This is a genomic window from Acidovorax sp. NB1, assembly GCF_005405905.1.
Lineage (GTDB): Bacteria > Pseudomonadota > Gammaproteobacteria > Burkholderiales > Burkholderiaceae_C > Acidovorax.
On the sequence record NZ_BJHU01000003.1, the window covers coordinates 137,281 to 155,675 of the forward strand.

The window sequence follows — 18,395 nt, forward strand, 5'->3', positions numbered from 1 at the left end:
TGCCGTGCTCTGCCTACAGTCGCGGCTCCCTGGCCAGGGTTTGTTTGATTGATCCCACCACCCACCGGAGACCCGACATGACGACCAACCCACCGCTGACCTTTCCCATCGACCGTGTACTGACTGCCTTCGAGCAGCAGGACGTGCCCACGCTGCTGGCCACCATTGCCGATGATGTGGACTTTCGCATCGACCACTACCGCGACGATGCCGACACCCGCTGGCAGATCGCCCGCAACAAGGCCGAGGCCTTGGGCGTGGTGCAGCGCCTGGGCGCCGAGGTGTTCCCACGCGGCACGAAGATCCTGCACACGCACAGCCAGCCACTGGGCAACGACTGGGTGCTCACGCACTTTCACCAGCGCTTCTTTTATGCGGTACAACAGCGCGAAGTGGAATCCGTGACCTGGATCACCAGCCATTCACGCAATGGGCAGGTGGATTACTTCCGCGAGACCGTCACCACCATCAACCCTGTCTGACCACCCGACCAAGGAAGGCCCTGCCACCATGCTGTTTGACCTGCGCGCCCTGGGCTACTTTGTGGCGGCCTATGAAGAGCGCTCGGTCACTGCCGCTTCGCGCCGCTGTTTTGTGGCGCAGCCTTCCATCAGCATGGCCATCAAGGGGCTGGAGGATGCGCTCGAAACCACCCTGTTCGAGCGCAGCCGGCAGGGCCTGGCCCCCACACCCGCCGCGCACCGGCTGTATCCGCGCGCCTGCAGCCTGCTGGCCCAGTCCAGCGCCATGGTGCGCGACTTCCGCGATGCGCCGCGCGAAACGCTGTGCGTCTTCCTGCAGGACGACCTGATGGTGCAGCCCGCCGCGCCCCTGTTCGCGCAGATCGCGCAAGAATGGCCCCACACCATGGTGCGGCTCACCGCCAGCGCGCAAGAAGCCCGGTTGCGCATGGTGGCAGAACACTGCAAGTCGCCGGGCGACACCTTTGTGCCACTGTGGCACGAGCCCTATGTGATGCTGGTGCCCGAGCAGCATCCGCTGCGCTTCAAGAAGCGGTTTGGCCTGGCAGACATTGAGAACCTGCCCCTCATCGAGTGGCCCTATTGCCCGCTGCACCAGTCCTTCATCCGCCTGCTGGCCGAGCGGGGCATTGCGCTGCAGGTGCAGGCCAGCGCCGCCCGCGAGGAACTGCTGCTGCACATGGTGGATGCCGGCATGGGGCTGGCCGTGGTGCCGCAGTCGCACGCGGCCCACGCACGCCGCGCGCTCACCCGACCGCTGGACGGGCCCCTGGCCTTTTCGCGCCACATCGGCCTGGCCTGTGATGCGTCGGACGCGCCCATGCTCGGGCTGCTTCACCGCCTGGCGGACGGCATGAAGGCAGTCGCAGCCCAGCCCGAGCTCACGCAGCGCAGCAATGTGGTCTGATCACCGGCTTGATCAACCCTTCGCCCCCTCACCCATGATTCTGGAAATCGCCCACCTCACGGTCCGCCCCGGCCAGAACAGCGCCTTCGAACAGGCTTTTGCCCAGGCGCAGCGCATCATTGCCTCCATGCCCGGCTACATCTCCCATGAGCTGGGCCATTGCCTGGAACGCCCGCAAGACTACGTACTACTGGTGCGCTGGGCCACCCTGGCCGACCATGAGGTGGGGTTCCGGCAATCCGCCCCCTACCAGGAGTGGAAGCGGCTGCTGCACCACTTCTACGACCCGTTCCCCACGGTGGTGCACTTTGAGCCGGTGGCGCTGGCCGGGGTGTGACGCCCCCGCCACGCCCGCATGCTGCGGCGCACTATTCGGGTATTGCCTGAAGATTTAGCGCACTGCGCGCGCCGTTTGGGTCCTAGAATTTGTAAAAGCGCGTATCTTTATTTCTGCGCAAAGGATCCACCATGAAAGCCATCCAGCAGGACATCGACGAGCGGACCAACCTCACCAGCACCAACAAGTTTGAGCTGCTGCTGTTCCGCCTGGGCACCGACACCGCCTTGAACAAGTCCGAGCTGTTCGGCATCAATGTCTTCAAGATCCGCGAGATCGTGGCCATGCCCAGCATCACGCCGATTGCAGGCACCACACCGCATTCGCTGGGCGTGGTCAACCTGCGTGGCCAGGTGATTCCGGTGCTCGATCTGCCCTCCATCGTGGGCTGCAAGCCCCAGACGGGCCTGAACATCATGCTGGTGACCGAATACGCACGCACCACCCAGGCGTTTGCGGTCGAATCGGTGGAAGACATCGTGCGCCTGGACTGGAAGCAGGTGCTCTCGGCCGAAACCAGCGGCGCCAAGGGCAAGCTGGTCACCAGCATTGCCCGCCTGGACGGCAACACCGACGAATCCCGCCTGGCCCAGGTGCTGGATGTGGAAGCCATCCTGCAGATGGTGTCGCCGTCCGACGGCCACGAGGTGACCGAAGAGAAGGTGGGCGCCAAGCTCAAGCTCAAGCCCGGCACCATCGTCCTGGCGGCAGACGATTCGTTTGTGGCCCGCTCGCTGATTGAGCAGGAACTCAAGGTGCTCAACGCCCCCTACGAGATGGTCAAGTCGGGCAAGGAGGCCTGGGACCGCCTCAACGCCATCGCCAAAAGCGCCGAGGCCGAGGGCAAGACCGTGCTCGACCGCGTCGCCATGGTGCTGACCGACCTGGAGATGCCGGAAATGGACGGCTTCACCCTGACCCGCAACATCAAGCAGGACGCCCGCTTCCATGGCCTGCCGGTGGTCATCCACTCGTCCCTGTCGGGCTCGGCCAATGAAGACCATGTGCGCAGCGTAGGCGCCGACGGCTACGTGGCCAAGTTCGTGGCCGAAGACCTGGCCGACACCATCCGCCGCGTCCTGCCCAAGTAAGACACAGCAACCCTGCCCGCCTCCCCCCAGGAGGAAGGGCAGGAGCACGGACAGAAATTTTTGGCATTTTTGGCCTTCTCCGCGCATCCAGCATATCTTTCTAGCTATCAATTTTGATATGACTGCCAACCGGTACGGTGCAAGGCCGGGCACAGACCGTGGCAGCGCCCGGCAACTGCACAGTGGCAGTCAACCAAATGGCTGCGCCAAACGCTAAAGGGCTTGGCACAGCCAACGCCAGCCCCTGAAATTTGTAACATCCCACCGGGGTGTTTTTCATGGGCTTTACGGACCCGGGCGGAACGCGCACCCCGGGCCGGAGTCTGAACACCATGACCTACACACTCGCCCGCATCCTTTCTGCCTCGGCCCTGGGGATCCTCGTGACAGGGTGCGCCACCGTGCCGGGCGACCCGTACTACGAGCCCTCTCGCTACCAGGTGTACGAGCAGCCGGGCTATATCTACAGCGCCCCGCCGCCGGTGTACCAGGCGCCCCCCGTGTACCGCGCCCCGGGGGTGATCTATTCCGCCCCACCACCGCCCCCCGTCTACTACGGTGGGCGCGACCGGCACGACGACCGCTGGGACAAGGGCCGTGACCGCGACGACTGGCGCGAAAGGGAGCGCGACCGTGACCGTGCCGAACGCGACCGTGCTGCCCGTGAGCGGGATCAGCGGGAACAACAGGCCCGCGAAGCCGACCGCCGTGCCCGCGAACGCGACCAGGCCCGCCGCGAACAGGCCGAGCGCGACCGCCGCGCCGCAGAAGACCGACGCAACCGCAACCCTGGCCAGATGGCACCCGGCAGCTACACCCCCCATCCGCAGGACTGGCGCTCGCGCCAGTTCTCCAACAGCCAGGAACAGCCCTGAACCACCTCGCCTGGTGACCACAGCCGAACCCCACCTTGGAGCGGTAACAAAATCATGATCCGAGCCCAGCACCTTCTCGCATGCCTGTGTGTGGCCTGGATCGGCACAGGTGCCCAGGCGCAGGTCGTGCGCTGCACCGACCCCGTCACCGGCAAGGTGACCTATACCGACGGCAGCTGTGCAGGCGGTGCCACTGCGCGCGAGGTGGAAGCCCGCAAGACGCCCGAAGACATCCAGCGCGAACGCGAGCAGGCCGCCCAGGCACTCGCGCACAAGCAACAGCGCCTGGAGGCCGAGAACAAGGCCGCAGAAACCGAGGCCCTGCGCAATGCCCAGCGCGACAGCGCACGGCCCGCCACTCCGGACTACGCACGGTCGCCCGAATGCGCGCGCTCACGCCGCAACCTGGATGTGGTGCTGAGCAGTGCCAGCGGGGGCAGCTACGACCAAAGCCAGCGTGTGGAGGCGGCCCAGCGACAGATGGACCTGGACTGCCTGGGCCCTGCGGGCTACGCAGAGGTGGAAAAAGCCCGCGCATCGCGCCCCACCACGGTCAACACCACCCCGGCACCGGTGGTCGTGGTGGTGCCGCCCCGCCATCCCGTGCGCCCCACGCCCCAGCCCACTCCGGCCCCAGAGCCGAAACAGTTCACACAGTGCAACGTGTTCCGTTGCTACGACAAGCAGGGCAACGTCTACCCGCGCTGAAGAGCGCGCGTGTTCAGCGCAGCCAGCCCAACTCCCCGGGGGCGGAAGCACCCCCTTGTCGTACCGCTTGTGCTGCCTGCGACAAGGCGCCTCGCCAGGGCCACACTGCCGAGCCTTGCGAGCCGCTCACGGCCCTGGTAGTACACCAGCGGCGCGCGGGCCCTGCAGCCCCTGCGCCACGCTGGGGTAGCGCAGCCGCACCCCCAGCTCCTGCAGCATGCGCCGGTTGTCCAGGCGGCGCGACTCCCCCATGAAACTCAGCAACATCAAGGACAACTGCTCCTGCGCCGTGCTGCGCGGCACCCTGGGGGGACGTGGCAGGCCATACAGGTCGGCCGCCAGATCGAAGTAGTCACCCATTTTCATGTGGCTCGCATCGCTCACGTTGTAGGCACGTTGCGGCCGGCCCTTCCACAACGCGGCCACGCAGGCACGCGCCAGGTCATCGGCGTGGACGTGGTTGGTGAACACATCGTCCTCGGGCACCAGCACCGGCGTTCCGCGCCGCAGGCGGGCTTCGGGCGTGCCGCCCTCGCGGTCGGGGGCGTAGATGCCCGGAATGCGCAGGAGGTTGGCACGCACCCCGGCGCGGCCCAGGTGGCGCACGGCACGCTCGGCATTCACCCGGCGCTGCGCGCGGGGCGTGGCAGGGGCCAGGGGCCGCGTCTCGGGCACCAGAGCGCCCTGGCAGTCGCCATAAACCCCGCTGGTGGAGGCATAGGCCAGCGACACCGGCAGGCTGCGCCGCCGCAGCACCCGGGCCAGCGCCACAGTGCGCGGGTCGGCCCACCAGGCAGCACCACCTGCGCCTTCGCCCGGCGGCGGGGCCAGGTGCAGCACCCGTGTGGCCACGCCCGACAGACGCCGCAGCGTGGCTGCATCGTCCAAGTCGCCCAGCAATGGCAGCGCGCCCAGACGGCGCAAGCCCGCCACGCGGGAGGGGCTGGAGGTGAGCGCCAGCACCTGCAGCCGCCCAGCCCCCGGGCCGGTGTTCAGGTCACGCACCACACGTTGACCCACGTCACCACAGCCCACGATCAGCAGGCGTTCACGGCGAAAGCGCGCTGGCAGGGCGCCAAGGGGGCTTTGGTTTGAAGGCAAAATCGGGGCCGTTTTTTGATTCCAAGAGCCTTCGAGGATACCCACTCCATGACCAGCGCCGAGACACCATTCCAAATCACAGTGCAGCCCAGCGGCCGCGCTTTCGGCGCCAACACGGGCCAGACCATCCTGGCCGCCGCCATCCAGGCCGGGGTGGGCCTGCCCTATGGCTGCAAGGACGGCGCCTGCGGCTCGTGCAAGTGCAAGAAGATCAGCGGCACGGTGCGCCATGGCGAGCACCAGCCCAAGGCGCTCAGCGCCGACGAAGAGGCAGCAGGCCTGGTGCTGACCTGCTGCGCCCAGCCGTTGTCGGACGTGGTGCTCGAATCACGCCAGGTCACTGACGAAAGCGCCTACCCGATCAAGAAGATGCCGGTGCGCGTGTCCACGCTCACGAAAGCATCGCATGACGTGATGCAGGTGCGCCTGCAGTTGCCCGCCGCCGACACCTTCCGCTACCACGCGGGGCAGTACATCGAGTTCATCCTGCGCGACGGTGCCCGCCGCGCCTATTCGATGGCCAACGCGCCCCACACCCAGGCCGAGGCGCCCGGTGTGGAGCTGCACATCCGCCACATGCCCGGCGGCAAGTTCACCGACCATGTGTTCGGCGCGATGAAGGAAAAGGAAATCCTGCGGGTGGAAGGCCCCTTCGGCAGCTTCTTCCTGCGCGAAGACTCCGACAAGCCCATCGTGCTGCTCGCCTCGGGCACCGGTTTTGCCCCCATCAAGGCGCTGATCGAGCACCTGCAGTTCAAGGGCATCACCCGCCCCACCGCGCTCTACTGGGGCGGCCGCCGCCCCGGCGACCTGTACATGCACGACTGGGTGCAGGCCCGGGCGGCCGAGCTGCCCTGGCTGCGCTACATCCCGGTCATCTCCAACGCCCTGCCCGAAGATGGCTGGACAGGCCGCACGGGCTTTGTGCACCAGGCCGTGCTGGATGACTTTGCCGACCTGTCGGGCCACCAGGTCTATGCCTGCGGCGCGCCCATCGTGGTCGATTCGGCCCGCGAGGCCTACAGCGCGCAGCGGGGCCTGCCAGCCGAAGAATTCTTCGCAGACTCCTTCACCTCCGAAGCCGATAAACACGGCGGCTGACGGTGGACCTGCGCGCGGCGCCCGACGACTCAACCGAGGCCGGTGCCCCGCGCCCTTCCCACGGGTTGCCCCGCCTGCGCCGGGGCGCCGGGTTCATCGCAGCCTTGCTGTGCGTGGCCGTGCTGCTGGTGGTGGCCGCCGGTGAATGGGCGGCCCAGAGCGAGCGGGACGCCCAGTGGGACAACCTGCGCCGCTCGGGCGAGGTGCAGGCCCTGGCCCTGCGGGGGGTGGCCACGCGCTACAACTACCTGCCCTTCACCACCGCCCAGCACCCACTGGTGAGCCAGTTGCTGCGCCACCCCGCCTCCCAGGAGGTGCGCGATGCCGCCAACGCCTATCTGCAGGCCGTGAACGAGCACGCGGGCTCCGACATGCTGTATGTGATGGATCTGGAGGGCCTCACGCTGGCATCGAGCAACTGGGACACGCCCAGCAGCTTTGTGCACCAGAACTACCGCAATCGCCCTTACTTCCACGATGCGCTGGACGGTGACACCGGGCGTTTTTATGGCGTGGGCAAGACCACGGGCGAGCCGGGCCTGTTTGTGTCAGCCCCCGTGCGCGACAACGGCCGGGTGATCGGCGTGGTTGCAGTGAAAGTGCGCATGGAGCCCATTGCCAACCCCTGGGAGCAGCTGCGCGACCCGGTGTTCGTGACGGACGCCCGGGGCATCGTGTTCCTGGGCTCCGAGCCCGGCTGGCTCTACCGCACCAGCCGCCCCGTGCCCGCCGCCGACGTGCAGCAACTGCAGCACAACGAGCAATACGGCACCGGCTGGACGCCCCGCCCCGTGCCCTGGACCCTGCGCCAGCAGGACGACCAGCGGGACGACCAGCCGGGTGCCGAACTGCGCCTGGACGGCAACGGCAAGCGCTACCTGGCGTTCGAGGAAGCCCTGCCCGACCTGGGCTGGACACTCACCGTCACCGCTGACAGCCGGGTGGTGGCCGTGGCCCGCCAGCAGGCCTGGGCGCTGGCCACGCTGGCCTCGGGGCTGCTGGTGCTGGGCGCGCTCTACTGGCAGCTGCGCGAACGCCGCCTGGCCGAAAACCGCCAGGCCCGCATCGGGCTGGAGCAGCGCGTGCAGGAGCGCACGCATGCACTGCAGCAGGCCCAGGCGTTCCGCCAGTCGATGGAAGACTCGCTGCTGGTGGGCATGCGCGCCCGCGACCTGGAGGGCCGCATCGTCTACGTGAACGCCGCCATGTGCGACATGGTGGGCTACCGGGCCGACGAACTCATCGGCCAGTTGCCGCCCTACCCCTACTGGCACCCCGACGACCTCGACCGGCACTGGAACGACAGCGACACCGTGCTGGCTGGCAACGCGTTTCCCCAGGGGCGGGAGAACCGCCTGCGGCACCGCGATGGGTCGGACGTTTACACCATGTTCTACACCACGCGCCTCATCGACGGCGGCGGCCAGCACATCGGCTGGATGAGTTCGGTGGTCAACATCACCGCGCAAAAACGGGCCGAGGAACAACAACAGCAGCGCGAGACCCAGCTGCAGCGGGTGCAACGCGTGATCACAGTAGGCGAGATGGCCTCCACCCTGGCGCACGAACTGAACCAGCCGCTTGCGGCCCTGGTCAACTACGCGGCGGCGGCACGCGCACTGGCCGCCCAGGGCAAGACCGGGCCCCTCAATGACAGCCTGGAAGCCCTGTCGGCCCAGGCGCTGCGGGCTGCCGACATCGTGGGCCGCATTCGCCGCTGGGTGCGCCAGCACCCAGAAAGCCGCGAGCCCTGCGACCTGTCGGCCATCGTGGAGCAGTCGCTGGAGCTGCTGCTGCGCGCCGAGGCCCGCCGCCAGGGCATCGCGGTGCGCGTCGAGCCAGCCGGAGCCCCTTTGCAGGTGCATGCCGACCGCGTGCTGCTTGAGCAGGTGGTGATCAACCTGGGCCTGAACGCCCTGCAGGCCATGCAGACGCACCAGCCCCCGCCCGAGGGGCACGAACTGCGCCTACGCTTGGCAGCAGACAACGGCCACGCGCTGGTACAGGTGCTCGACCGGGGCCCGGGCCTGCCGCCCGGCATCGCAGAGCGCCTGTTCGAGCCCTTTTTCACCACCCGTTCCGATGGGCTGGGCCTGGGCCTCAACATCTGCCGCTCCATCATTGAGAGCATGGGCGGCCAGCTGCAGGCCCACAACCGCGAGGGCGGCGGCGCCGTTTTCGAGATCCGCCTGCCGCTCACCAACGCACCTGACAATCCCTGAAAACGCCGCCACACCATGACCTACGACACCCTCCCCGCCGCCGCCGAGCCGCCCGGTGACACCGTGGTCTACATCGTGGACGACGATGAAGGCGTGCGCCAATCGTTGGCCGCCCTGCTGCTGGCACGCGGGTACACGGTGCGTGCCTTTGAAGCCGGAGAGGCTTTTCTGGCCCAGGCGGCGCTGGACCAGCCCGGCTGCGTGCTGCTGGACCTGCGCATGGAAGGCCTGAGCGGGCTGCAGGTGTTCCACGAACTCGGCCAGCGCCACAGCGCGCTCAAGACCGTGTTCCTGTCGGCCCATGGCGAGCTGTCCTCCGCCGTCGCAGCCGTCAAGCAGGGGGCGGTGGACTGGCTGGAAAAGCCGTGCAACGAAGCCACCTTGCTGGCCGCTGTGGAGAAGGCCTCCACGCTGTCGCAAGCGCAGGCACGGCAGGCGCAACGGTTGCAGCAACTGCGCGAGCGATGGGACGCCCTGAGCCCACGCCAGCAAGAGGTGGCCCAACTGGTGGCCACCGGCATCAGCAGCAAGGAGGTCGCCCGCGCGCTGGCCCAGCGTGACCCAGATCGCCCCATCGACCCGCGCACTGTGGACACGCACCGGTCCGCCATCTTCCTGAAGCTGGACATCCGTTCGTCGCACGAGCTGGGCATGCTGGTGGAAGACCTGGGCGTGGCGCTTGGCGCACCCCGCCCGGCATGAGCGTCGCCGCCTGACCCTCACCGCCCAACCATCACCGCTACAGGGCTTCATAAGCCTTCTTACGAATTTTTTGCACAATGCACCCATGAACCGCAGAAACATCCTTCTCGCCAGCGCCGTTGCCGCCGCAACGGTTTTTTCCCCCGCTATCGCTTCGGCGCAGGACACGGGCCAGCCCATCCGCCTGATCGTGCCCTACGCACCCGGCGGCCCCATCGACGTGACGGCCCGTGCGCTGGCCGAGCGCGTGCGCGATTCGCTGGGCACGGTGATCATCGACAACAAGGGCGGCGCGGGCGGCAACATCGGCGCCGACGCGATTGCCAAGGCCGCACCTGACGGACTGACCATCGGCATCGCCGCCACCGCCACCCACGCGGTCAACCCCTGGCTGTATGCGCGCATGCCCTACGACGCGGGCAAGGACTTTGTTGGCATCACGCAGATGGTGCGCGTGCCCAACGTGCTGGTCATGAATGCCGCCAAGGCCGAGCAGCTCAAGATCAACTCCGTGACCGACCTGATCGCCTACGCCAAGGCCAACCCCGCCAAGCTCAACTACGGCAGCGGCGGCAATGGCAGCGCGGGCCACCTGGCGGGCGAGATGTTCAAGCAACGCGCGGGCATCTTCGCGCTGCACATCCCCTACCGGGGCGCCAACCCGGCCCAGCTGGCGCTGCTGGCGGGCGAGGTGGACTTCAACATCGACAACCTGGCCGCCGCCGCGCCCAACATCCGAGCGGGCAAACTCAAGGCGCTGGCCGTGACCTCGCTCGACGCCTCGGCCTCGCTGCCGGGCGTGCCGCCCCTGTCCGCTACGTTCAAGGGCTTCTCCATCGACACCTGGTGGGGCCTGGTGGCACCGGCGGCCACGCCCAAGCCCATCATCGACAAGCTGAACAAGGCCTTTGTGGCGGCGCTGAACGCGCCCGAGACCAAGACCCGCTTTGGCGCCCTGCTGGCCGAACCCGTGGCCACCACCCCGCAGCAGTTCGACAGCTTCATGGCCAGCGAACGCGCCAAGTACCAGCAGGTGGTGAAGGCGTCCGGCGCGAAGGTGGATTGACCCCCTGAGCTGCAACCCGCTCAGTGCCGCCGCCAGGGGCGGCACCCAGCCCCCAAGGGGGACGCCATCCGTGGCCCGGCAGAGCCGATCCTACGGTGGCGCTGGCGGGGGCCTCGCCCGCGCCATCCGGTGTGGGTAAGACCAGCACAGGGCAAGTGGTTTTTCAAGCCTTTTTGGCCTCTTGCGCGCGTCCATCAAGCGCAAGCAGCTCCTGATTCAGGAGCAACCACCACCCGCAACGCCTTCAGCCCAGCGCCCGTCGGCCAGTGGGTAGATGCTCTGCGCGGTCACCGCCTGCAGGGCTTCCGCTGCCACGCGCTCAGGCACCAAGTCGGCCAGGGGGCGCAGCACGAATGCGCGTTCGGCCATGCGGGGGTGGGGCACGGCGAGGGTGGGGGTGTCGATCACCTGGTCGCCAAACCACAGGATGTCCAGGTCCAGCGTGCGCGGCGCGTTGCGGTAGGGGCGCTCGCGCCCGGCGGATTGTTCGATGGCCTGCAGCGCCTGCAGCAGGGCCTCGGGGGTGAGGGTGGTGGCCACTTCGGCCACGGCGTTCAGGTAGTCCGGCCCACCGGCATCCACCGGTGCGCTGCCATAGAGCGGCGACACCCGCAGCACGCGTGTGCCCGGGCATTGGCCCAGGGCGGCCAGGGCCTTGCGCAGGGCGGCTTCGCGCTCGCCCAGGTTGGCGCCCAGGCCTACGTAGACCAGGGCGGGCTCAGCGCCCATGTCCTGCCAACTCACTCGCCTGCGGTGGCAGGCGCTGCGCCTTCACCACCGCCGCCCGTACCACCACCGGGTTTGCGGCGACGGCGGCGGCGTTTTTTGGGGGCGCTGCCTTCGGTGGCGAACTCCGCGCCCTCTTCTGAAGCGTCCGCGTCGCCCGCAGGGCCTGCTGCACGCGGGGCCGCCACGGGCGCACTACGTGGCACGCGCTTGACCACGGGCTGCTGCGCTTTCTGGCGGGCCTTCTGTTCTTCGCGCGCCTGGTCCATCAGGTCGTCGCGGCGCTCGTCGTCGGCCGCCTGGAAGTCTTGCCACCACTCGGCCAGTGCTTCTTCGACCTCGCCCACATCGGCGCGCAGGCGCATGAAGTCGAACCCGGCGCGAAAGCGCGGCTGCATGACCATGCCGAACGGCGTGTTGCCCACGCGCTTTTCAAAGCGCGGCTGCATGACCCAGATCTCGCGCATGTCGGCGGCCAGCTTGCCCCGGCCCGACACGTCACCAATGCGGCGGTCGAACACTTCGTCGATGGCCTCCTGCAACGCGGGCAGCGGGTGCTGGCGCTGGGCCAGGCGGTCCTGCCAGCCATTGCGCACGTCTTCCCACAGCACGCAGGCCAGCAGGAAGCTGGGCGCTACGGGTTTGCCTTCGTTCACACGGCGGTCGGTGTCCACCAGCGCGGCTTTGACAAACGGGGTGTCAGCGCGCTCCACGGCCACATCCAGCAGCGGGTAGATGCCCTTGGCCATGCCCAGCTTCTTGAGCTGTTCGATGGTGGCGATGGCGTGGCCGGTTTGCAGCAGCTTGAGCATTTCGTCAAACATGCGGCTTTGGGGCACTTCGGCCAGCAGGGCCTGCGACTGCACCAGCGGTGCGGCCGACTTGGCGTCGATGCTGAAACCCAGGGGGCTGAGCTTGGCAGCAAACCGCACGGCGCGGATGATGCGCACCGGGTCTTCGCGGTAGCGCGTGGCGGGGTCGCCAATCATGCGCAGCGTCTTCTTCTTTGCGTCCTGGATGCCCTTGTGGTAATCCACCACGATCTGGCTCACCGGGTCGTAGTACATGGCGTTCACAGTGAAGTCGCGGCGCGTGGCGTCTTCGTCCTGCGGTCCCCAGACGTTGTCGCGCAACACGCGGCCGCTGGCGTCCACGGCGTGCTGCATGCCCGCGAGCTGCGCCTTGGAGGTCTTTTCGTTGCCGCTGACCTGGCCTGCGGCGCTGTTGTCGAGGTAGGCGCGGAAGGTGGAGACCTCGATCACCTCGTGCTCGCGGCCCCGGCCATGCACCACGTGCACGATGCGAAAACGCTTGCCGATGATGAAGGCACGGCGAAACAGGCCCTTGACCTGCTCGGGTGTGGCGTTGGTGGCCACATCAAAGTCCTTGGGGCGCAGACCCAGCAGCAGGTCGCGCACGGCACCGCCCACGATGTAGGCCTCAAAACCTGCCTGCTTGAGCGTGGCCACCACCTCGGCGGCGCGGCGGTCCACCAGCTCGGGGTTGATGCCATGCACGCTGGCGGGCACTTCTTCGCGCTTGCCGAAGTGGGGCTTGCCGCCCGAAGTGCCGGGCGTCGATTTGCCCAGCAGTTTGTCGATGAACTTCTTGATCATGGGTAGGGAGGTATCAGGGGGCTGCGAGCGCAGGGGTCAGGAGGCCGTCTGGCTGGCGGGCTCGCCGGAGGGTGCCGAGAACAGGTCCAGTATGCGCCAGCCGCGCTGCTGGGCCAGGGCGCGCAGGCGCGGGTCGGGGTTGGTGGCGACGGGGCGGTTCACCTTTTCGAGCAGGGGCACGTCGTTCATGGAGTCGCTGTAGAACGTGCTGTCCACGTCCGCCCAGCTGAGCTGGCGCGCGGCCAGCCACTGTTCCATGCGCAACACCTTGCCCTCGCGCATGGTGGGGATGCCGTCGATCTCGCCCGTGTACCAGCCGCGGGCGTCACGCACCAGTTGCACGGCCAGCAGCTGCGGCACGCCCAGCGCCTGGGCGATGGGTGTGGTCACAAACTCATTGGTGGCGGTGACGATCAGCACCTCGTCACCCGCAGCCTGGTGCTGGCGGATCAGGTCGAGCGCCTGGGGCTTGATGGCGGGTGTGATGACCTCGCGCATGAACTGCTGGTGCGCCGCCGCTGCGGCCTCGGGCCCGCGCAGGCGCACGGCCTCGGTCGCAAAGCGCACGTAGTCGTGCACGTTGAGCGTGCCCGCCTGGTAATGGGCATAGAACTCGTCGTTGCGGCGCGCGAACTCCACCGGGTCGTTCCAGCCGATGCGGATGGTGAACTCGCCCCACTCGTAATCGGAGTCGAGCGGCAGCAGCGTGTGGTCCAGGTCAAACAGCGCAAGCCGCAGGCGGCGGGGTTCAGTAGTCATTCAGTGTCACAAAGGGCAAAAAGAGGTGCGCGGCTTCATTCCGATTCGAGCATCGTCTTGAGCAACGGAATCGTGATGGCGCGCTGGGTGCGCAAGGCAAACGCATCGAGCTGGTCCAGCAACTGCATCAGGCTGCCCAGGTCGCGCGAGAAGCGGTTGAGCATGTAGTCCATGACTTCGTCGCCCAGGAACACGCCGCGTGCGTCGGCCTCCTGGCGCAGCACCGAGCGGCGCTCGGCCTCGCCCAGTAGCTGCAGCTGGAACACATGGCCCCAGCCCAGGCGGCTGCGCAGGTCGTCGCGCAGCGGCAGGTCGGCAGGGGGCAGGTCGCCCGCAGCCAGCACCCAGCGCTGGCTACCGCTGGCCGGGCTGATGGCATTCACGAACCAGTTGAAGGCCGTGGCCTGCTGGGCGGTGTCATACAGGTGCACATCGTCCATGAGGACGGCGGCCCAGTCTTCGCTGAAATCCGGCGGCTCGGCCACCGAAGGGTCGAGCCAGCCCACGCTGGAGCCCTGCTCGCGCAGGGCCTGGCGCACGGCCTGGAGCAAATGGGTTTTGCCACTGCCGGGCTCACCCCACAGGTAGGTGGGCACGGGCGACCGGGTGGCCTGACTGCTGCCGTCGCCTGCAGCCAGGCGCAGGTGCTGCAGGGCGGCCTCGTTGGGGCCTGCAAAAAAACGGGCCAAGGTGGGCCCCGTGGCCAGGCCGATGTCCAGCGCCAGTTGCTTCATCATCATGCGCGGCACCCCGGCGGCAGGGGCAGGCCCGTGGCGATCGGTGCGTTAGCGGCAGGCGAGGTAAGGTTCAGCAGCAGCATCACAGGAGAATGGGAAGAAGGCGCCCGGCCGTGGGTGACTGCGGCAGGTGCGGCGGCAAAGTGGCTCACAGCGCGGGGCGCAACCGGCTCCCTGGGCAGGGGGCTGGGCGACAATGGCCCCGATTTTAGTCTGGCGCAGGCCCCTTGCCGCCACCACCCCACCCCGCCGCCGATATCCCCCGCCATGGCCCCCACCGCCTCCCCCTCCAAGCGCCTGCCCGCCGGTATCTGGGCCCTGGGGTTTGTCAGCCTGCTCATGGACATTTCCTCCGAGATGATCCACAGCCTGCTGCCGGTTTTCATGGTCACGGCCCTGGGGGTGAGCATGCTCACCGTGGGCCTGATCGAAGGCGCGGCCGAGGCCACGGCCATGGTCCTCAAGGTGTTTTCGGGGGCGCTGAGCGACTGGTGGGGCAAGCGCAAGCCACTGGCCCTGCTGGGCTAAGGGCTGGGCGCGCTGTCCAAGCCGCTGTTCGCGCTGGCCTCCACGGCGGGCTGGGTGGTCACGGCCCGGCTGCTGGACCGGGTGGGCAAGGGCATCCGGGGCGCACCGCGCGATGCGCTGGTGGCCGACCTGGCCCCGCCCGACCAGCGTGGCGCGGCCTTCGGGCTGCGGCAATCGCTCGATACCGTGGGCGCCTTCCTCGGCCCCTTGCTGGCCATGGGGCTGATGTTGTTGTGGGCCAACGATTTCCGTGCGGTGTTCTGGGTGGCCGTGATCCCGGCCGCGCTGTGCATCGTGGTGCTGGTGTGCGGCGTGAAGGAGCCGGAACGCCCCGCCGGACAGCCACGCACCAACCCGATCCGCCGCGAGAACCTGCGCCGCCTGAGCGCGGACTACTGGTGGGTGGTGGCTCTGGGCGCCATCTTCACGCTGGCGCGCTTCAGCGAGGCGTTTCTGGTGCTGCGCCTGCAACAAGGTGGCCTGCCGCTGGCCCTGACGCCGCTGGCGCTGGTACTCATGAGCCTGGTGTTCTCGCTGGGCGCCTATCCACTGGGCAGGCTTTCCGACCGGATGAGCGACACCACGCTGCTGGCCGGGGGCCTGGTGGTGCTGATCGCAGCCGATGGCCTGCTGGCCTGGCGCGGCAACGGGACCGTGGCCTGGCTGGGCATTGCGCTGTGGGGGCTGCACATGGCCATGACGCAAGGGCTGCTGGCCACCATGGTGGCCGCCACGGCGCCAGCCGACCTGCGTGGCACGGCCTTTGGCATGTTCAACCTGGCCAGCGGCGTGGCGCTGCTGATCGCCAGCGCCCTCGCGGGCCTGCTGTGGGACCAATGGGGCGCCAGCGCCACGTTCATCGCCGGGGGGCTGTTCAGCACCCTGGCGCTGGCGGGGGTGTTGTGGCGCGCGCGGACCGGCACAGCCCTGCCAAAGCCCCCGCTCTGACAGGGCTGAGCAGGCACGCCCGGCCAGCCCCCTTAAAATCCCCGGATTCCAGCCCGCCCGGCGGGCCTACCAGCACCAAAGCACCTCCCATGAGTTCCTCTGCCTCCTCCACCCCCATCTCCTACAAAGACGCCGGCGTTGACATCGACGCGGGCGACGCGCTGGTCGAGCGCATCAAGCCGCTGGCCAAGAAGACCATGCGCGAAGGCGTGCTGGCAGGCATCGGCGGCTTTGGCGCGCTGTTTGAAGTGCCCAAGCGCTACCAGGAGCCCGTGCTGGTGTCCGGCACCGACGGCGTGGGCACCAAGCTCAAGCTGGCGTTTGAATGGAACATGCACGACACCGTGGGCATCGACCTGGTGGCCATGAGCGTGAACGACGTGCTGGTGCAGGGCGCCGAGCCCCTGTTTTTCCTCGACTACTTTGCCTGCGGCAAGCTGGACGTGGACACGGCCGCTGCCGTGGTCGGAGGCATTGCCAAGGGCTGCGAGCTGTCGGGTTGTGCGCTGATCGGCGGCGAAACCGCTGAAATGCCCGGCATGTACCCTGCTGGCGAATACGACCTGGCCGGTTTTGCCGTGGGCGCGGTCGAAAAGTCCAAGATCCTGACCGGCAAGGACGTGAAGCCCGGCGACGTGGTGCTGGGCCTGGCCTCGGCCGGCGTGCATTCCAACGGTTTCAGCCTGGTGCGCAAGTGCATCGACCGCGCAGGCGACAGCGCACCCGCCACGCTGGACGGCAAGCCCTTCAAGCAGGCCATCATGGAACCCACCCGCCTGTATGTGAAGAACGTGCTGGCCGCGCTGGCCGCCCACCCCATCAAGGCGCTGGCCCACATCACCGGTGGCGGCCTACTCGAAAACATCCCCCGTGTGCTGCCCGAAGGCACGGCCGCCCACCTGAAGAAGGGCAGCTGGCCCCAGACCGAGCTGTTTGCCTGGCTGCAGAAGACCGCTGGCATCGACGACATCGAGATGAACCGCACCTTCAACAACGGCATCGGCATGGTGGTGGTGGTGGATGCGGCCCACGCAGACGCCACGGCCACCACGCTGCGCGCTGCAGGCGAGCAGGTCTACACCCTTGGTGCGATTGCAGCACGCGGCGATGGCGCCGCCGTGGTGGTCGCCTGAAGGCCCTCGCCCCCGTCCCGCCACGGCCAGCCGCGCGCTGGCTTGTGCGCGCCACTTGTGCTTTGGATTGTGTTCGCCCCACCCGACCGTTCCTGAGGTGACTGCGCATGGCAACGCGTCCCACCCTTCCCGCCTTGCCGCCTGCGGCAACCCCCACCCCGCCCGTTACCGTGGGCGGGGGGAACCCTTCTGCGGACTTTGACGCGGCCACGCCCGCACGCCCCGCCACCCGGGGCGTCATGGTTGCCAGTTACCTGCTGATGGCAGGCGTGCTGCTGCTGGTGATGTGGCGCGGCCTGCTGCCCGGCCTGCTGTGCGTGTGCCTGGGTTTTCTGCTCACCCGGGCGCTCACGCGATGGTTTGGCGCCCTGGCTGCGCGCGCGTTGCGCCAACCGTCGGCCACCCCCCGCAACCTGCACCTGGCCCAGATCGCCGCAGCCGCGCTGGTGATGCTGCTGCCCCTGGTGCTGCTGGGCGTGGGGCTGACACATTCGCGCGGCTACCTGGTAGCAGCGCCGCACCAGTACCAGGAACTGCTCAACTACATGGCCCGCACGGTGCTGGAGCTGCGGCTGAAACTGCCACCCGACATGGCCAGCCACCTGCCCGACGGAGCCGTCGAGTTGCAACGCGTGATAGCCAACTACCTGGGCGCCAAGGCGGGCGCGCTGGCCATGGCCGGGCGCGCCTGGCTGGCCGGGGTGCTGTTTGCCTATGTGGGACTGCTGATCGGCGCCCTGGCCGCCGTGCGCCCCCTGGGCAGCACCCTGGGCCCGCTGGCCGATCAGCTGCGGCAGCGCATCACCCTGTTCGGCGAGGCTTTCCGCCAGATCGTGGCGGCGCAGTTCTGGATCGCGGCGTTCAACACCCTGCTCACCGCCCTGTTCCTGCTGTTCGTGCTGCCGCTGTGGGGCATGGAGCTGCCCTACACGCCGGTGCTCATCACCTTCACCTTTGTCGCCGGGCTGGTGCCCATTGTGGGCAACCTGGTGTGCAACGTGGTGCTCACCATCGTGGGGCTGTCGGTGTCGCCGCTGGCGGCTGCGGCCTGCCTGGGCTTTCTGATCCTGATCCACAAGGCTGAATACGTGATCAACGCCAAGGTGGTAGGCCGCCGCACGCAGATGGGTGTGTGGGAGCTTTTAAGCGTGATGTTTGTGGCCGAAGCCGTGTTCGGCCCTGCCGGGCTGGTGGCAGCGCCGCTGTTCTACGCCTACCTCAAGAAGGAACTGGTGGCGGCGCGGCTGGTATAGCGCCCCTGCGCAGGGCTCGGCTCTTCAGCGCCCAACCGATTGGCACCGGCCCGCACCGGCCTGCCTTCTCTCCACTCCTCCACCGCCGCCCTCTGCTGCCCAT

The 18,395-nt window shown here is 68.1% G+C and carries 17 protein-coding genes and 1 pseudogene; 13 read left to right on the forward strand and 5 right to left on the reverse strand.

The features are described from left to right. Positions 1-77 precede the first annotated feature (77 nt). The 6 genes from AvAM_RS00785 (at position 78) to AvAM_RS00810 (ending at position 4,400) form a co-directional block, all read left to right on the forward strand. Entirely contained in the window at positions 78-482 is a 405-nt protein-coding gene (locus tag AvAM_RS00785) for a hypothetical protein (protein ID WP_137745307.1), read from the forward strand. 28 nt (positions 483-510) lie between these two features. Further along, the gene (locus AvAM_RS00790; RefSeq protein ID WP_137745308.1) at positions 511-1,389 is read left to right on the forward strand and encodes a LysR family transcriptional regulator; all 879 of its coding nucleotides are present in this window, start codon (positions 511-513) and stop codon (positions 1,387-1,389) included. A 34-nt stretch (positions 1,390-1,423) separates the two neighbouring features. After that, complete coding sequence (locus tag AvAM_RS00795) at positions 1,424-1,726, forward strand: antibiotic biosynthesis monooxygenase (RefSeq protein WP_137745309.1); 303 nt, start codon at positions 1,424-1,426, stop codon at positions 1,724-1,726. Between the two features lie 131 nt (positions 1,727-1,857). Next, entirely contained in the window at positions 1,858-2,817 is a 960-nt protein-coding gene (locus tag AvAM_RS00800) for a chemotaxis protein (protein WP_063462613.1), read from the forward strand. A 332-nt stretch (positions 2,818-3,149) separates the two neighbouring features. Beyond that, positions 3,150-3,692: a hypothetical protein gene (locus tag AvAM_RS00805; protein ID WP_137745310.1), complete on the forward strand. Its 543-nt coding sequence runs from the start codon at positions 3,150-3,152 to the stop codon at positions 3,690-3,692. Positions 3,693-3,746: 54 nt separating this feature from the next. Continuing rightward, the gene (locus AvAM_RS00810) at positions 3,747-4,400 is read left to right on the forward strand and encodes a DUF4124 domain-containing protein (protein ID WP_137745311.1); all 654 of its coding nucleotides are present in this window, start codon (positions 3,747-3,749) and stop codon (positions 4,398-4,400) included. A 126-nt stretch (positions 4,401-4,526) separates the two neighbouring features. On the opposite strand, the gene AvAM_RS00815 is transcribed toward AvAM_RS00810, so the two are convergent. After that, a complete protein-coding gene (locus AvAM_RS00815; RefSeq protein WP_137745312.1) occupies positions 4,527-5,501 on the reverse strand; it encodes an NAD-dependent epimerase/dehydratase family protein in 975 nt (324 codons plus the stop codon). Positions 5,502-5,549: 48 nt separating this feature from the next. Here AvAM_RS00815 and AvAM_RS00820 point away from each other — a divergent pair, with 48 nt between their 5' ends. The 4 genes from AvAM_RS00820 to AvAM_RS00835 all read left to right on the forward strand — a co-directional run bounded on the left by AvAM_RS00820 (position 5,550) and on the right by AvAM_RS00835 (position 10,592). Continuing rightward, a complete protein-coding gene (locus AvAM_RS00820) occupies positions 5,550-6,602 on the forward strand; it encodes a CDP-6-deoxy-delta-3,4-glucoseen reductase (protein WP_137745313.1) in 1,053 nt (350 codons plus the stop codon). Positions 6,603-6,604: 2 nt separating this feature from the next. After that, the gene (locus AvAM_RS00825) at positions 6,605-8,824 is read left to right on the forward strand and encodes an ATP-binding protein (RefSeq protein ID WP_249367853.1); all 2,220 of its coding nucleotides are present in this window, start codon (positions 6,605-6,607) and stop codon (positions 8,822-8,824) included. 15 nt (positions 8,825-8,839) lie between these two features. Beyond that, a complete protein-coding gene (locus AvAM_RS00830; RefSeq protein ID WP_137745314.1) occupies positions 8,840-9,526 on the forward strand; it encodes a response regulator transcription factor in 687 nt (228 codons plus the stop codon). 85 nt (positions 9,527-9,611) lie between these two features. Next, entirely contained in the window at positions 9,612-10,592 is a 981-nt protein-coding gene (locus tag AvAM_RS00835) for a tripartite tricarboxylate transporter substrate binding protein (protein ID WP_137745315.1), read from the forward strand. Between the two features lie 216 nt (positions 10,593-10,808). Here AvAM_RS00835 and folK read toward each other — a convergent pair whose 3' ends face one another. From folK to hda, 4 genes are read right to left on the reverse strand one after another with little or no spacing between them, the layout of a single operon-like run. Continuing rightward, positions 10,809-11,321 (reverse strand): 2-amino-4-hydroxy-6-hydroxymethyldihydropteridine diphosphokinase, encoded by a 513-nt coding sequence (gene folK, locus AvAM_RS00840; RefSeq protein ID WP_137745316.1) that lies wholly within the window; start codon positions 11,319-11,321, stop codon positions 10,809-10,811. 11 nt (positions 11,322-11,332) lie between these two features. Next, positions 11,333-12,934, reverse strand: coding sequence for a polynucleotide adenylyltransferase PcnB (gene pcnB / locus AvAM_RS00845; RefSeq protein WP_137745317.1), 1,602 nt, complete (start codon positions 12,932-12,934; stop codon positions 11,333-11,335). Positions 12,935-12,970: 36 nt separating this feature from the next. Next, a complete protein-coding gene (locus tag AvAM_RS00850; protein ID WP_137745318.1) occupies positions 12,971-13,693 on the reverse strand; it encodes an HAD family phosphatase in 723 nt (240 codons plus the stop codon). 35 nt (positions 13,694-13,728) lie between these two features. Beyond that, positions 13,729-14,427: a DnaA regulatory inactivator Hda gene (gene hda / locus AvAM_RS00855; RefSeq protein WP_137745370.1), complete on the reverse strand. Its 699-nt coding sequence runs from the start codon at positions 14,425-14,427 to the stop codon at positions 13,729-13,731. A gap of 270 nt (positions 14,428-14,697) precedes the next feature. On the opposite strand from hda, the pseudogene AvAM_RS00860 reads away from it, so the two are divergent. From AvAM_RS00860 to AvAM_RS00870, 3 genes and pseudogenes are all read left to right on the forward strand, one after another. Then, positions 14,698-15,906, forward strand: a pseudogene (locus AvAM_RS00860) (MFS transporter). Between the two features lie 89 nt (positions 15,907-15,995). Beyond that, positions 15,996-17,039, forward strand: coding sequence for a phosphoribosylformylglycinamidine cyclo-ligase (gene purM, locus AvAM_RS00865; protein WP_137745319.1), 1,044 nt, complete (start codon positions 15,996-15,998; stop codon positions 17,037-17,039). 239 nt (positions 17,040-17,278) lie between these two features. Continuing rightward, on the forward strand, positions 17,279-18,292 hold the full coding sequence (locus AvAM_RS00870; RefSeq protein ID WP_249367860.1) for an AI-2E family transporter: 1,014 nt from the start codon (positions 17,279-17,281) through the stop codon (positions 18,290-18,292). Positions 18,293-18,395 lie beyond the last annotated feature (103 nt).